Consider the following 14116-nt stretch of genomic DNA (forward strand, 5'->3'; position numbering starts at 1 on the left):
CCATTACGAGAAGCGCACAATAATAATGATTTATATTCTCATAAGCAAAGCCGCGGGCCAGACGGATCAGAACGACAGGTCGACGCCCATGGTGTAGCGGCGGCCGTCCAGTACGGTCTGGTAGTTGTCGTAGTCCACTTCCTTGTTGAAGACGTTGTACACACCCGCCAGCAGCTTGACGTTCTTGGTCACCCGGTAGGTGCCGCCGAAGTCGACGAAGGTGTACGACGGCGTGCCGTCGGACATGGTGCTCCGGCCCAGGTAGTCCGAGGTTTTGCCGCGGTAGTTCAGGCGCGCCCAGGTACCCAGCTGATCGGTGGCCTGCCAGTCGAGGGTGGCGTTGAACATGTGCCGCGGCATCTGGTTCAGGGCCTTGCCTTTCTGCGGGCCGCTCTTCTGCTCGGAGGCGGTGAAGGTGTAGTTGGTGGCCAGCGAGACGGTCTGGGTGATGTCCCAGTCCAGGGTCGCTTCAATACCACGCATCTGCGCTTCATCGACGTTGACCCGGTCACTGATGAACTTGTACGAGGTACCGCCGATCTGGCACTGGCCCGAGGCATTGCCGGTGCTGTCGGTGCAGCGGCGGGTCTCGGTGATCTTGTCCTTGAAGTCGGTGTTGAACAGGGTCAGGCCGGTGGAGAAACCTTCGAGGTTGTCCCAGATGAAGCCGATTTCCTGGCTCAGGCTCTTCTCCGGCTTGAGGCTGGAGTTGCCGACGATGATTGCCGGGTCGCCACCGCCACCGGTGATCTGGCCCCAGTCATCCACGGCGGCGCGGATGTCCGGCGAGCGATAACCACTGGATACGCCACCCTTGACGGTCCACTGCTCGGTCGGGTGATAGACCCCGTACAGGCGTGGCGACCAGTGGGTGCCGTAGTTCTCGTCGCGGTCCATGCGCAGGCCGCCGGTCAGGGCGAAGGCTTCGGTCAGGCGCCATTCGTCTTCGGCAAACAGTGCCCACGACCAGCGGGTCAGCTGGTTGACGCTGGCCGCCGAGGCCAGTTGGTTGCCCTCGTCGCTGAGGTCTTCGTATTTGTACTGGCCACCGAAAGTGGTGATGTGCGAATCGCTGAAGAACGACACCTGCGAATTGAGCACGGTGTTTTCCAGTTCCATGCGCCGGCCGGGGTTCTCGATCTTCTCGCGCTGCAGGTAGCTTTCGCTGGTGAGGCTGTCCCAGCGCCCGGAATGGGTGATGGAGAAATTGGTGCGGTCGTAGTCGTTGCGGCTGTCGGATCGGCTCGCCGAACGACCTTTGTGCGAGTTGCGCTCCTGCTCGGACTTGCCCGCTTCCAGGGTGATGTCGTTGTGTTCATCCGGGGTGAACGACAGCTTGGCCGTGGCGCTGTCGGTGCTCTGCTCGTTGAAGCCGTTGACGATATGGTCTTCGTCGCGGCGCGAACGCTGGCCGTACAGCTGCAGGCCGACCAGGTTGTCGACCAGCGGCCCGGAGATGAAGGCATTGGTGCTGTTGTAGTTGCCCGAGTCGGAGCGGTCCTGGAAGGTCGCTTCGGTGCGGATGCCGCCGTACCACTGCGGGGTAACCTTGCGGGTGATGATGTTGATCACCCCGCCCATGGCGTCGGAGCCGTACAGCGACGACATCGGCCCGCGCACCACTTCGATACGTTCGATAGCTTCCAGCGGTGGCATCCAGCCCTGCTCGATACCGGCGCCGTCACTGTTCGGGCGAGTGGCACGCGAGTCCTGGCGTTTGCCGTCGACCAGCATCAGGGTGTACTTGGAGGCCATGCCGCGAATGCTGATGTCGCTGGAGCTGGCGCCACCGGTGACCACCACGCCCGGCACATCGCGCAGGGCATCGGTGACGTCACGGTAGGATTTGTTCTCGATCTGCTCGCGGGTAATGACCGAAATCGACGCCGGCGCATCCTTGATCTGCTGGGAGAAACCCGACGCGGTCACCACCATGTTGTCCAGCTCCAGCGGTTGGGTCTGGGCAGTGGCGTTCGCGGTGTACAACGAGCAGAGGGTGAGTGCGAGGCAGGATTTGCTGAAAGTCGGGGACACGAGGACCTCTCCCTGAGAAATGTAAAGGTTGCGTAAATTCATCAAGGGAGCGAATGCTAGTTATTCTCAAATGAGAGTAAAGCGTATTTACGTTTTTTACATTTTCCCGATCCTCTGCTATGCCCGTCAGTCAGCCGCCGATTGCCGAGTAGTGGCACTTTTCACTACAATGCGAACAATTCTTATTCTGTTGCGCGTCCCGGCGCCGGAGTGTTCACGGTGCCCAGCGCTCCCTCTTCCTCGCTCGAAGGCCTCTACCTCGACCATCACAACTGGCTGACCGGCTGGTTGCGCCGGCGTCTCGGCTGCCCCGACAGCGCCGCGGACCTGGCCCAGGACACCTTCATGCGCCTGCTCCAGGCCCGCCAAACGCCGCTGCTCAACGAGCCGCGGGCGTTCCTCACCACCGTGGCCAAACGTGTGCTGTGCAACCACTACCGCCGCCAGGACCTGGAACGCGCCTACCTCCAGGCACTGGCGCAGCTGCCGGAAGACCTGGCGCCATCGGAAGAACACCGGGCAATTATTTTCGAGACCCTGCTTGAGCTCGACCGCCTGCTCGACGGCCTGCCCTTGCCGGTCAAGCGCGCCTTCCTGATGGCTCAGGTCGATGGCCTGAGCTACAGCGCGATCGGTGTGCAACTGGGCATCTCCCTGGCCACGGTCAAGCGCTACCTGAACAAGGCGGCCATGCGCTGTTACTTTGCCCTGTGAACGGCCATCAGGAATTTTCCCCGCAGGTGGCCGAACAGGCCGTGCACTGGCTGATCGAGATGCAGGGCGGTGCTTTCGATGCGCGTCAGCAGCAGGCCATGCAGCAGTGGTTGCAGGCCGACGACAATCACCAGCGCGCGTGGGAGCACATTCAGCGGGTCAACCAGCGCTTGCGTGGTTTGTCGTCGCCGCTGGCCCACGCCGCCTTGCAGGCGCCGCGTTCGACCAGCCGCCGACGGGCGCTGAAAACCCTACTGATCCTCGGCGTCGGCAGCGCCAGTGGCCTGGCTTTGCAGCAGCACAACCCACTGCCGACGCTACTCGCCGATTACCGCAGCCCGGTCGGCGAGCGGCGCCGCCTGGCCCTGGACGACGGCAGCCAGCTGCAGCTCAACACCCGCAGCGCCGCCGATGTCCGTTTTGATTCCCGCCAGCGCCTGGTGCGCCTGCTTGAAGGTGAACTGCAACTGACTGTGGCCCGTGATACGCGACCACTGCAATTGCTCGGCGAACATGGCCTGCTGAACCTGAGCAGCGGTCGCTACAACCTGCGTCAGTTCGCCCAGTACAGCCAGTTGACGGTGTTTGAAGGCAGCGCCAGCCTGGCTGGTAATCTCTTGCCCAGCGGCCAGCAAGCGCGTTTCAACGGCCCGCAATGGCAGGCCAGCCAGGCGCTGGACAGCAACGTCGGGGCCTGGGTCGACGGCATGCTGGTGGCCGCGCACATGCCCCTGGGCGCGTTTCTCGACGAGCTGGGCCGCTACCGTCGCGGGCAGCTCAACTGCGCGCCAGAAGTGGCCAATTTGCTGATTTCCGGCAGTTATCCACTGGCTGACAGCGAGCGCATTCTGGACATGCTCGAGGTGGCGCTGCCGGTGCGCGTCAGGCGCTTTACCCGCTACTGGGTGACAGTCGAAGCGCAGGCCTGAAACTTTTTTCAACTGACCTGAGCCGTTTTCAATTCTCGCGTGACAGAGAAGGCAGAACCCTTTGCTTTGACCTTCTCAAGGACCTCCTGCATGCCCCTTCGACCGAGTCCACTTGCCCAGGCCCTGCGCGCCCTGCTGCTGGGCGCCAGCCTGAGCGTTGCCGCTGTTGGCGCACACGCCGCCCAAGCCCCTGCGCGCACTTACCAGATCGCGCCGACCAGCCTGGAAAACGCCCTGAACCAGTTCGGCCGCGAAAGCGGTGTGCTGATCTCGTTCGGCTCGCAGGTCACCCGCGGTGTGCAGAGCCCCGGCCTGCAAGGCCAGTACAGCCCGCAGCAGGGTCTGGATGCACTGCTGCAAGGCAGCGGCCTGCAAGCCCGCGCCGAAGGTGACAACGCCTTCAGCCTGCAACCGCTTGCCGCTGCCAGTGCGCCGGTCGAGCTCGGTGCCTCCACCGTGATCGGTGACTGGCTGGGTGCGGCGCAGCAGGACAACGTCTTCGAACATGCCGGTGCCCGCGACGTGATCCGCCGCGAAGAATTCGAACGCAGCGGCGCCACCACTGCGCGCGAAGTGCTCAACCGCATCCCCGGCGTCAACGCCCCGGAGAACAACGGCACCGGCAGCCACGACATGGCGCTGAACTTCGGCATTCGCGGGCTCAACCCGCGCCTGGCTTCGCGCTCCACAGTGCTGATGGACGGCATCCCGGTGCCTTTCGCCCCCTACGGCCAGCCGCAGCTGTCGTTCGCCCCGATCAGCATGGGCAACATGGACGCGGTGGACGTGGTGCGCGGCGGCGGAGCGGTACGCTATGGCCCGCAGAACGTCGGCGGCATCGTCAACTTCGTGACCCGGGCGATCCCCGACGAGCCGACGGTCAAGGCCGGTTTCCAGACCCAGACCAGCCCGTCATCCAGCCATGACGGTTTCAAGACCAGCGCCAACCTGCTCGCCGGTGGCACCAACGCCAACGGCCTGGGCGGCGCCCTGCTCTACTCCGGCAGCCGTGGCGGCGACTGGCGCGAGCACAGCGACACGCAGATCGACGACCTGATCCTCAAGGGCAAATACCAGCTCGACGAGGCCAACAGCCTGCACGCCATGGCCCAGTACTACGAAGGCGAAGCACAGATGCCCGGCGGCCTGAACGTTGCCGACTACGATGCCGACCCGTACCAGTCGACCCGCCTGCAAGACAAATTCTGGGGTCGGCGGACGATGTTCAACTTCGGCTACGACTACAAGGAAGACGCCCGCCAGTTCAGCGTCAACAGCTTCTTCACCAAGACCCTGCGCAGCGGCTACCTGGACCAGGGCAGCTTCGTCTCGCTGTCGCCACGCGAGTACTGGGTACGCGGCATCGAAACGCGCTTCTCCCAGGGCTTTGCCCTCGGTGAGAGCTGGCACGAAGTCGGCGTCGGCTACCGCTACATCAACGAAGCCGGCCATGAACTGCGCTACCGCGAACCGATCGCCGCCAACCAGCTGCCGACCACCGCCAGCCGCAACGACCGCGACACCCGTGGCAGCACCGAAGCCCACGCGATTTTCCTCGATGACCGCATCGACATCGGCCAGTGGACCATCACCCCGGGTATCCGCTACGAAATGATCGACTCCGAGCAGTCCAACAAGCTCAACGGCCAGCGCTACCAGGGCGACTACAACACCGCCCTGCCGGCGCTCAACGTCATGTACCACCTGACTGACAGCTGGAACCTGTACGCCAACACCGAAGGCTCGTTCGGCAGTGTGCAGTACAGCCAGATGCCCAACCGGGTCAGCAGCGGTGAAGTAAAACCGGAAAAAGCCCGCACCTGGGAACTGGGTACCCGCTACGACAACGGCAACCTGCAGGCCGAAATCGGCGCGTTTCTGATCAACTTCGACAACCAGTACGAAAGCAACCAGACCAACGATTCGGTGATCGCCCGCGGCGAAACCCGCCACCAGGGCATCGAGACCAGCGTCAAGTACGCCCTCGAAGGCCTCAACCCGGCGCTGGCAGGTTTTGACGTGTACGCCACCTATGCCTTTGTTGACGCTAAAATCCGCGAAGACGGGTCTAACAAGGGTAATCGTGTGCCCTTCTCGTCACGCCACAAAGGCACCCTGGGCGTCGGCTACAGCGAAGGCCAATGGAAGCTCAACCTCGACAGCACCTACCAGAGCGACCAGTTCGCCGACAACGCCAACACCTCGGCCGAAAGCGCCGACGGCAGCACCGGACGCATCCCCGGCTACATGCTGTTCAGCAGCCGCGCGGCCTACGATTTCGGCCCGCAACTGGCGAACCTCAACGTCGCCGTGGGGGTGAAGAACATCTTCAATCACCAGTACTACACCCGCTCGTTCGACGACAACAACAAGGGCAAGTACGCGGGTGAACCTCGTACGGTATACCTGCAGACCTCCGTCGCGTTCTGATCCAGCGCATGCAAAAGCCCGGCCTGTGCCGGGCTTTTTGCTACAAGATATTTTTATTTCAAAAGGGCTTGAATTGTTCGGCCAAGTGCCTGACCTTGTAGTCAAGAGGCGATGGTTCTCACAGGCCGCAAAGGCCCCATCGATTCTCTTGCGAGCTAGCTGAATAAGGGATTGAACTATGCAAATCCAAGTCAATAGCGACAACCATATTCAAGGCAACATCCGGCTGGAAGAGTGGGTCCGCAGCACGGTAGAAAGCACGCTCGAACGATTTGACGAAGACCTCACCCGCATCGAGGTCCACCTGCGCGACGAGAACGGCGACAAGCCTGGTCCGCACGACAAACGCTGCCAGATGGAGGCACGCCCAAAAGGCCATCAACCGATTTCCGTAAGCCATAAATCCGCATCCCTCGACCAGGCTGTCGAAGGCGCCGCAATCAAACTGAACCACGCCCTGGAGCACTTCTACGGCAAACTGCGCAGCAAACGCGCGGTGGCCCAGCAAAGCATCGACGGCGCCCAGAATGACGGGCTGTTGCAGGAAGAGTTTCTGGAGAACGAGCAAGCTCGCAGCAACGGATAATCAGCAACGCAGACGGTAAAAAGGCGAGCCCAGGGGGCTCGCTTTTTTTTCCGAAGTAGGAGCGGGCTTGCCCCGCGATGAGGCCAGTACAGTCAGCTGATCAGGCGTTGCCTGGACTGCGACCGCTACGCGCTCGATCGCGGGGCAAGGCCCGCTCCCACAGGGTCCAGTGCCTGTTACTTCGCTTCCTCGATCTCCTTGCCACTAGCATCGATAGCCTTGGTCGACGGGTAGCGGTACGAGGCGTAGCGCACCACCAGGATCGAGAACGCCAGCAGCAGGATGCCGCCGCACACGTACAGCAAACCGGCGTCCGGCGCCTTGTGGTGCGACACGTCGCCAATCAGCAGGCGGGTCAGAGCGGTGATCGCCACATACAGCAGGAAGCGGATCGGCATGTGGTTGGTCTTGAAGTAGATCCCCACCATGGCGCCGAGTTCGAGGTAGATGAACAGCAGCAGGATGTCGTCGACGCTGACGCCCTTGCCGAGCATCTCGATAAAGGTGACCACGGCCGCGTAGGCGGTGATGCCACCGATGCCGAACAGGGCCAGGTAGTGGAACGCTTCGACGCACAGGTTGCCCAGCGAATCGGCCGAGCCATGCAGGCTCTTGCGCAGTTTGTCAGCCCAATTGATGCTCACGATACGGTTTCCTTGATACGGCTGGAAGGATGATGCGGCAAGCGCATGACGCTTTGTCTGCATGCAGTAAAAAGGCCAGGCCCCCTGCTTGAGAAGGCGACCGATTGCCGCAAGGCACAGCCATCGCTGGCTGTGCCCCTATCCTTTCAGTTCGCGGTTACCGAAACGTGTTTACTCCAGCGCAGACGCCGGGCCGAAGAACTCGTAGCGGCTTTGCTGCTCTGGCACGCCCAGGCCCTTGAGGTGGCGCTTGATGCTGGCCATAAAGGCTTTCGGGCCAAGGAAGTAGGCGTCCACATCACGCTCTTGCGGCAACCACTGGCCGAGTTGATCGGCGCTGAGCAGACCCACTGCATCCGCCGGCTGGCTAACGCCATCGTCTTCGGCATAGCAGTAGAAGCGCTTGACCTGCGGGTGGCGCGCCGCCAGTTCATCGACCCAACCACGGAAGGCATGCACCGCGCCGTTGCGCGCGCAGTGGATGAAGTGCACCAAACGACCGCTTTCCAGCGCTGCTTCGAGCATCGGCAGGGTCGGGGTGATGCCGACGCCGCCGCTGATCAGCACCAGAGGCTTGGCGCTGGCACTCAGGGTGAACTCACCCGATGGCGGGAACAGGTTGATAGTGTCGCCTACCGCCAACTGCTCGTGCAGGTAGTTGGAAACCTTGCCGCCCGCTTCGCGCTTGACGCTGATGCGGTACTGGCCGGCATTGCTCAGGGCCGACAGCGAGTAGTTGCGGCGCTGTTCCTGGCCGTCGATGAACAGTTGCAGGCCGATGTACTGGCCAGGCTCAGCCTGCAAAATCGCACCGCCATCGACCGGGGCGAAGTAGAAGGAGACGATTTCGCTGCTCTCCTCGACCCGCTCGACCAGCTTGAACGCTCGCGCACCGCGCCAGCCACCAGGGGCCGCGGCTTTTTGCGCGTAAACATCGCCTTCAGCGCCGATGAGGATATCGGCCAATTGCTGATAGGCCGCGCCCCAGGCTGCGATCACTTCGGGGGTGGCAATCTCTTTGCCGAGTACTTCTTCGATGGCGCGCAGCAGGCAGCTACCGACGATCGGGTAATGCTCCGGAAGGATCTGCAAGGCCACATGCTTGTTGATGATCTGGCCGACCAGGCCGCCCAATTGTTCGAGCTGGTCGATGTGCCGGGCGTACATCAGCACGCCGTTGGCCAGGGCCCGTGGCTGGTCGCCGCTGGCCTGGTGCGCCTGGTTGAACAGCGGACGCACTTCGGGGTACTCGCTGAGCATCAGTTTGTAGAAATGGGTGGTCAGTGCTTCACCGCCGCTTTCCAGCAGAGGTACGGTGGCTTTGACGATTGCACGATCCTGGGCATTGAGCATGGATGACTCCTGAGCCTGTGGCTTCTTGATGAATGCCTTGGTTATTACAGCTTTCGTGCCAACTTTTTAATCCTTATAAATCAATGACTTAAAAATTAAAGAGTCATAAGGACAACACTTGCGATATAGTCATTTTGACCCACAGGAGTCTTTATGACCGCAAAATCCCTGCTCACCGCCTTGCTGCCGCTGGTCAGCGACCTGTCCCGCGAACTGCCCGAGCGCGAACGCTACCGGCGCCTGCTCGAAGCCATGCGCAGCCTGCTGCCGTGCGATGCCGCCGCGCTGCTGCGCCTGGACGGCGAATGGCTGGTGCCGCTGGCGGTGGACGGCTTGAGCACCGACACCCTCGGGCGGCGCTTCAAGGTCGATGAGCATCCACGCTTTGCAGCGATTCTCAGCCGCAACGAGCCGACCCGCTTTGCCAGCGACAGCGAGCTGCCCGACCCCTACGACGGCCTGGTCGAAGGTCTGCACCAGCACCTGGAGGTGCACGACTGCATGGGCTGCCCGTTGTTCGTCGATGAACAGCCCTGGGGCCTGATCACCCTCGATGCGCTGGACCCGGAGCAGTTCCAGCAGGTCGAGCTGGATGCCCTGCAAGCCTTTGCCAGCCTGGCGGCAGCCACGGTCAACGTCGCCGAGCGCATCGAGCACCTGGCCTTGCGCGCCGAAGATGAACACGCGCGTGCCGAGGTCTATCGCCAGGCCAGCGGTCAGCAACACAAGGAACTGATCGGCCAGAGCAAGACGCACAAACGCCTGCTGGAGGAAATCCGCCTGGTCGGCAGCAGCGACCTGACGGTGTTGATTACCGGCGAAACCGGGGTTGGCAAGGAGTTGGTAGCCCAGGCCATCCACCAGGCCTCGAGCCGCGCCAACCAGCCGATGATCAGCCTCAACTGCGCCGCACTGCCCGACACCCTGGTCGAGAGCGAGCTGTTCGGCCATGTGCGCGGCGCCTTTACCGGCGCGGTGGGCGAGCGCCGCGGCAAGTTCGAGCTGGCCAATGGCGGCACGTTGTTTCTCGATGAAGTCGGCGAGTTGTCGCTGACCGTACAGGCCAAGCTGTTGCGCGTGCTGCAGAGTGGCCAGCTGCAGCGCCTGGGCTCGGACCAGGAGCACCGCGTCGATGTGCGCCTGATCGCCGCCACCAATCGCGACCTGGCCGAAGAAGTGCGCGCCGGGCGCTACCGCGCCGACTTCTACCATCGCCTGAGCGTGTACCCGCTGCTGGTGCCGCCGCTGCGTGAGCGCGGGCGCGATGTGCTGCTGCTCAGCGGCTACTTTCTCGAGCAGAACCGTTCGCGCATGGGCCTGGGCAGCCTGCGCCTGAGCCCCGAAGCCCAGGCCGAGCTGATTGCCTACAGCTGGCCGGGTAACGTACGCGAGCTCGAACACCTGATTGGCCGCTCAGCGCTCAAGGCCCTGGGGCAGCATGCGCAGCGGCCGAAAATCCTCACCCTGGATGCCGCCGATCTGGACCTGCGCCCGGTCGAGTCGCTCCCCACACAAACCGAAACAACTCAGTTGAGCGATGCGCCACTGCCCGGCGGCGACCTGCGCCAGGCCCTGGATGACTACCAGCGCCAGCTGATCCAGGCTTGCCTGGAGCGTCACCAGCACAACTGGGCCAGCACCGCCCGCGAGCTGGGCCTGGACCGGGCCAATCTCAGTCGCCTGGCGCGGCGCTTGGGTCTACGCTGATTTCACCGACTGATTAAAGCCACGGGCTGCCGGGTCGATAACCTGGCATCTCCCCCTATTACTCTGCCCTGAAGGTGCCTATGGCGTCGCAAAATGCCCGCGCGGATTCGCTGTCGCTGCTGCTGTTCACCCTGCGCAGCGGCAAGCTGATGGCGATCAACCTGCTCAAGGTCAGTGAAATCATCCCCTGCCCGCCGCTGACCAAGCTGCCGGAGTCGCACCCCCACGTCAAAGGCGTGGCTACCCTGCGGGGCAACTCGCTGTCGGTCATCGACCTGTCCCGGGCCATCGGTGAACGGCCGCTGGAAGACCCGGACGGCGGCTGCCTGATCGTCACCGACATCAGCCGCTCCAAGCAGGGCCTGCATGTGCAGGCGGTGAGCAAGATCGTCCACTGCCTGAGCACCGACATCAAGCCTCCACCCTATGGCTCGGGCAGCAAGTCGTTCATCACCGGCGTGACCCGGGTCGACAACACCCTGGTGCAGGTGCTGGATATCGAAAAGGTCATCCACGGCATCGCCCCCCCCCCCCACGAGGTGGTCACCTCCGAGCTCAGTGCCGAAGACGCCGCGGTGCTGGCCGCCACCAACATCCTGGTGGTCGACGACAGCCAGGTGGCGCTGCAGCAATCGGTGCATACCCTGCGCAGCCTCGGTATCGAATGCCACACCGCGCGCAGTGCCAAGGATGCGATCAATACCCTGCTGGAGCTGCAAGGCACCGAGCGCGAGATCAACGTGGTGGTGTCGGACATCGAGATGTCGGAGATGGACGGCTACGCTTTCACCCGCACCCTGCGCGAAACCCCGGATTTCCAGCACCTCTACGTGCTGCTGCATACCTCGCTGGACAGTGCCATGAACAGCGATAAAGCCAAGGACGCCGGGGCCAATGCGGTGTTGACCAAGTTCTCCTCGCCGGACCTGACCGACTGCCTGATCGTCGCCGCCCGCACCGTGGCCTTCGAAGAGCGCTGATACATACCCGGGAAGCCTTGCGCTTGAATGTGCCTGAAGCTCAGGCACAATTGTGCGTACGTCTTTGCGAGTACCCGCCATGAAAGCCCTCCTCTTCACCCTGCTAGGCTGCGCTGTGTTCAGCAGCGGCGCCCAGGCATCCAGCAGCCAGGCCTGGAGCGATCATGAACAACGCGTGCTGCAAAGCTGCATCGCCGCCAGCCAGCTCAAAGAGGTCAAGGCCCTGGGCAAGGCTGCCGAATTCGACGATCGCGTCGGTTACAGCGCCCTGCTGCTCGAAGGCCGCTACCCGCAAAAACACATGAACAACCGCAAGGGCACCGAACTGTGCCTGTTCGATAAAAAGCGCAAGGCTGCTTTCGTCACCGAATGGACACCTGGCCAACCGTGAACAGCGCACCTGCATCCGATATCCGTTTCGACTGCACCGGCTGTGGCAAATGCTGCACCGGCCACCATGTACCCCTGACCCTGGGCGAAGCCCGGCAGTGGGCTGGCGCTGGCGGCCAGGTCATGGTCCTGGTCGAAGCCTTTCTCGCCAACGGCCTGGGCCTGCCGGCAGAACAGCGCGAGCACGCCATGCGCCGCTCCTGGCTGGTGCCCTGCGGCAGCAGCCAGGCCTGGGTGACCATCACCTTCGCCGCCTTCAACCCCGGCCGCTGCCGCAACCTGGATGACGACAACCGTTGCGGCATCTACGAGATCCGCCCGCTGGTGTGCCGTATCTACCCGATGGAAATCAATCCGCACATCCCGTTGCGCCCCGAAGCCAAGGACTGCCCGAGCGAAGCCTGGCAAAGCGGCCCGGCGCTGATTCACGGCAATCAGTTGGTGGATAAGCGCCTGGCCGAACTGATCGAGCGCTCGCGCCAGGCCGACCGCGACGATATCCGCGCCAAGCTCGCCATCTGCCAGGCGCTGGGCATCGACGTCAGCGCGCTGAAAGGCAATGGCTTTACCGCTTACCTGCCCGACATCGCGGCGCTGGAGCAAGCCCTGCAGCAACCACAGCTGGACCAGCCTGTGGCGCCGTGGACGCTGCACGTCGTCGATCCGGCCTTGAGTGCCGAACTTGAGGCCTGCGGTGCGCAGGTGCGCAGCGAACCGGGCACCTACTACAGCTTCATCGGTTTCTGAACTGCCCTACTGGCAGCGCCGCCAGAATTCATCCGCCAGCCGGCGCAGGTCCTGCGCCAGCCCGGCCACATCAGTGGCGCTCAGATGGCTCTGCTGGCCGACCTGCACGGTGGCTTCGCTGGCCTGGCGGATGCTGATGATGTTGCGGTTGATGCTCTCGCTGACCTGGCTTTGCTGCTCCACTGCCGCAGCAATCTGCAGGCTCATTTCACTGATCTGGTTGACCCGCAGGCTGATGCCGTCCAGGGCACTGGCGGCGCGCTGGGCCTGCTCGACACTGTGCCCGGCATGTTCGCTGCTCTGCTGCATGACCTGCACTGCTTCACGCGCGCCATTTTGCAAGGCGCTGATCATCCGCTGGATTTCGTGGGTCGACTGCGCAGTGCGCTGGGCCAGGCCGCGTACCTCGTCGGCGACCACGGCAAAACCGCGGCCCTGATCACCGGCCCGGGCCGCTTCGATGGCGGCATTGAGGGCCAGCAGGTTGGTCTGCTCGGCAATGCCGCGAATTACCTCCAGCACCCCGGTAATCTCGCTGCTGTGGCTTTCCAGATTGTGGATAACTTCAGTGGCCGAGTTCAACGAGTTGGCCAGGTTCTGGATGGCGCTGCGGTTGAGGTCAACCAACTGGTGCCCGGCCTGGGTTTCACCCTCGGCCTGATCGGCGGCCTGGGAGGCCTGCTGGGCGCTGCTGGCAACCTGGGCAACGCTGGCGGCCATCTGATTGATCGCGGTGGCCACCTGATCGGCTTCGCTCTGTTGTTCCAGGCTGTTGCTGTGGCTGCTTTGCAGCGACTGGGCAAGCGTGCCGGTATGCCCGGCCAGGCGCCGCGAGGTGTCGCCGATACGCCCGACCACCGCGCCCAACTGGCCCTTGAGCATGCGCAGGGCGAAGTCGATCTGGCCGATACCGTCTCGCCGGCCGGTGTACAACTGCTGGCTCAGGGGGTTGTCGGCGATGGCCTGGGCCTGGACGCGCAAGCGCTCGAGCGGGCGCAAGGCGATGAAGATCATCAAGGCCGCCAGGCCACTGGCCAGGATCAGCTCCAGCGCACCTTGCCATGGCAGGGCCGGCAATAGCAGCCGGCTGAATGCGAACACCGCCGCCAGCGCCAGGGTCACCCCGCCCCACAGTTGCCAGGCCAAACCAACCACCGGCAAACGCTGCCACCAGCGCAGCGGACCGCTGCGCATCCTCGCGTAGCAGCGCTCGGCTGCCTCGACCTGCTCGGCACTGGGCTTGGTCCGCACTGACTGATATTCCACGGCCTGGCCGTTACTGGAAATCGGCGTGACGAAGGCGCTGACCCAATAGTGATCGCCGTTCTTGCAACGGTTCTTCACCAGGCCCATCCACGAGCGGCCGCTCTTTAGCGTCTGCCACATCTGCGCGAAGGCCTGGGGCGGCATGTCCGGGTGGCGGACGATATGGTGGGCGCTGCCTATCAACTCTTCGCGGGTAAAGCCACTGACCTTGACGAAGTCGTCATTGGCATAGGTGATCTGGCTGGTCAGGTCAGTGGTGGAAAGGATATTGGCGTCACCGGGATAATCCACATTGCGACCGGTCACAGGCAAATTGCTCTTCATCGGAGGCACTCG

12 protein-coding genes and 1 pseudogene are annotated in these 14116 nt (G+C 63.1%); 8 read left to right on the plus strand and 5 right to left on the minus strand.

Annotated elements, in window-relative coordinates; translation table 11 throughout:
- Positions 1-66: 66 nt before the first annotated feature.
- A complete protein-coding gene (locus LOY45_RS22320) occupies positions 67-2034 on the minus strand; it encodes a ligand-gated channel protein (protein WP_258578368.1) in 1968 nt (655 codons plus the stop codon).
- A gap of 219 nt (positions 2035-2253) precedes the next feature.
- Between LOY45_RS22320 and LOY45_RS22325 the strand changes: the two genes are divergently transcribed.
- From LOY45_RS22325 to LOY45_RS22340, 4 genes are all read left to right on the plus strand, one after another.
- A complete protein-coding gene (locus LOY45_RS22325) occupies positions 2254-2748 on the plus strand; it encodes a sigma-70 family RNA polymerase sigma factor (RefSeq protein ID WP_258578369.1) in 495 nt (164 codons plus the stop codon).
- Positions 2745-3677, plus strand: a complete 933-nt coding sequence (locus LOY45_RS22330; RefSeq protein ID WP_115085360.1) for a FecR domain-containing protein — start codon at positions 2745-2747, stop codon at positions 3675-3677. The genes LOY45_RS22325 and LOY45_RS22330 overlap by 4 nt, the downstream gene beginning before the upstream one ends.
- 90 nt (positions 3678-3767) lie before the next feature.
- The gene (gene fecA, locus LOY45_RS22335) at positions 3768-6107 is read left to right on the plus strand and encodes a TonB-dependent Fe(3+) dicitrate receptor FecA (protein WP_258578370.1); all 2340 of its coding nucleotides are present in this window, start codon (positions 3768-3770) and stop codon (positions 6105-6107) included.
- A gap of 178 nt (positions 6108-6285) precedes the next feature.
- On the plus strand, positions 6286-6693 hold the full coding sequence (locus tag LOY45_RS22340; protein ID WP_258578371.1) for an HPF/RaiA family ribosome-associated protein: 408 nt from the start codon (positions 6286-6288) through the stop codon (positions 6691-6693).
- Positions 6694-6869: 176 nt separating this feature from the next.
- On the opposite strand, the gene LOY45_RS22345 is transcribed toward LOY45_RS22340, so the two are convergent.
- Complete coding sequence (locus LOY45_RS22345; protein ID WP_093379589.1) at positions 6870-7337, minus strand: phosphate-starvation-inducible protein PsiE; 468 nt, start codon at positions 7335-7337, stop codon at positions 6870-6872.
- Positions 7338-7508: 171 nt separating this feature from the next.
- Positions 7509-8690: an NO-inducible flavohemoprotein gene (gene hmpA / locus LOY45_RS22350; RefSeq protein WP_134061388.1), complete on the minus strand. Its 1182-nt coding sequence runs from the start codon at positions 8688-8690 to the stop codon at positions 7509-7511.
- A 153-nt stretch (positions 8691-8843) separates the two neighbouring features.
- Here hmpA and norR point away from each other — a divergent pair, with 153 nt between their 5' ends.
- The 4 genes from norR (at position 8844) to LOY45_RS22370 (ending at position 12514) form a co-directional block, all read left to right on the plus strand.
- Positions 8844-10397: a nitric oxide reductase transcriptional regulator NorR gene (gene norR / locus LOY45_RS22355; protein ID WP_134061387.1), complete on the plus strand. Its 1554-nt coding sequence runs from the start codon at positions 8844-8846 to the stop codon at positions 10395-10397.
- Positions 10398-10477: 80 nt separating this feature from the next.
- A complete protein-coding gene (locus tag LOY45_RS22360; RefSeq protein ID WP_115085351.1) occupies positions 10478-11377 on the plus strand; it encodes a chemotaxis protein in 900 nt (299 codons plus the stop codon).
- 79 nt (positions 11378-11456) lie between these two features.
- A complete protein-coding gene (locus LOY45_RS22365; RefSeq protein ID WP_115085350.1) occupies positions 11457-11768 on the plus strand; it encodes a hypothetical protein in 312 nt (103 codons plus the stop codon).
- Positions 11747-12514 carry a YkgJ family cysteine cluster protein gene (locus LOY45_RS22370; protein WP_115085349.1) on the plus strand — a complete coding sequence of 256 codons (768 nt, stop codon included), beginning with the start codon at positions 11747-11749 and terminating at the stop codon, positions 12512-12514. Before LOY45_RS22365 ends, LOY45_RS22370 begins: the two co-directional genes overlap by 22 nt.
- 6 nt (positions 12515-12520) lie before the next feature.
- Here the strand turns inward: LOY45_RS22370 and LOY45_RS22375 are convergent, their stop codons facing one another.
- Positions 12521-13564: a methyl-accepting chemotaxis protein gene (locus LOY45_RS22375; RefSeq protein WP_415842521.1), complete on the minus strand. Its 1044-nt coding sequence runs from the start codon at positions 13562-13564 to the stop codon at positions 12521-12523.
- Between the two features lie 258 nt (positions 13565-13822).
- Positions 13823-14104 (minus strand): annotated as a pseudogene (locus LOY45_RS27090) (PAS domain-containing protein); the annotation flags it as partial.
- Positions 14105-14116: the final 12 nt, after the last annotated feature.

Source organism: Pseudomonas wadenswilerensis, from assembly GCF_024749185.1.
In the GTDB taxonomy this organism is placed as follows: domain Bacteria; phylum Pseudomonadota; class Gammaproteobacteria; order Pseudomonadales; family Pseudomonadaceae; genus Aquipseudomonas; species Aquipseudomonas wadenswilerensis.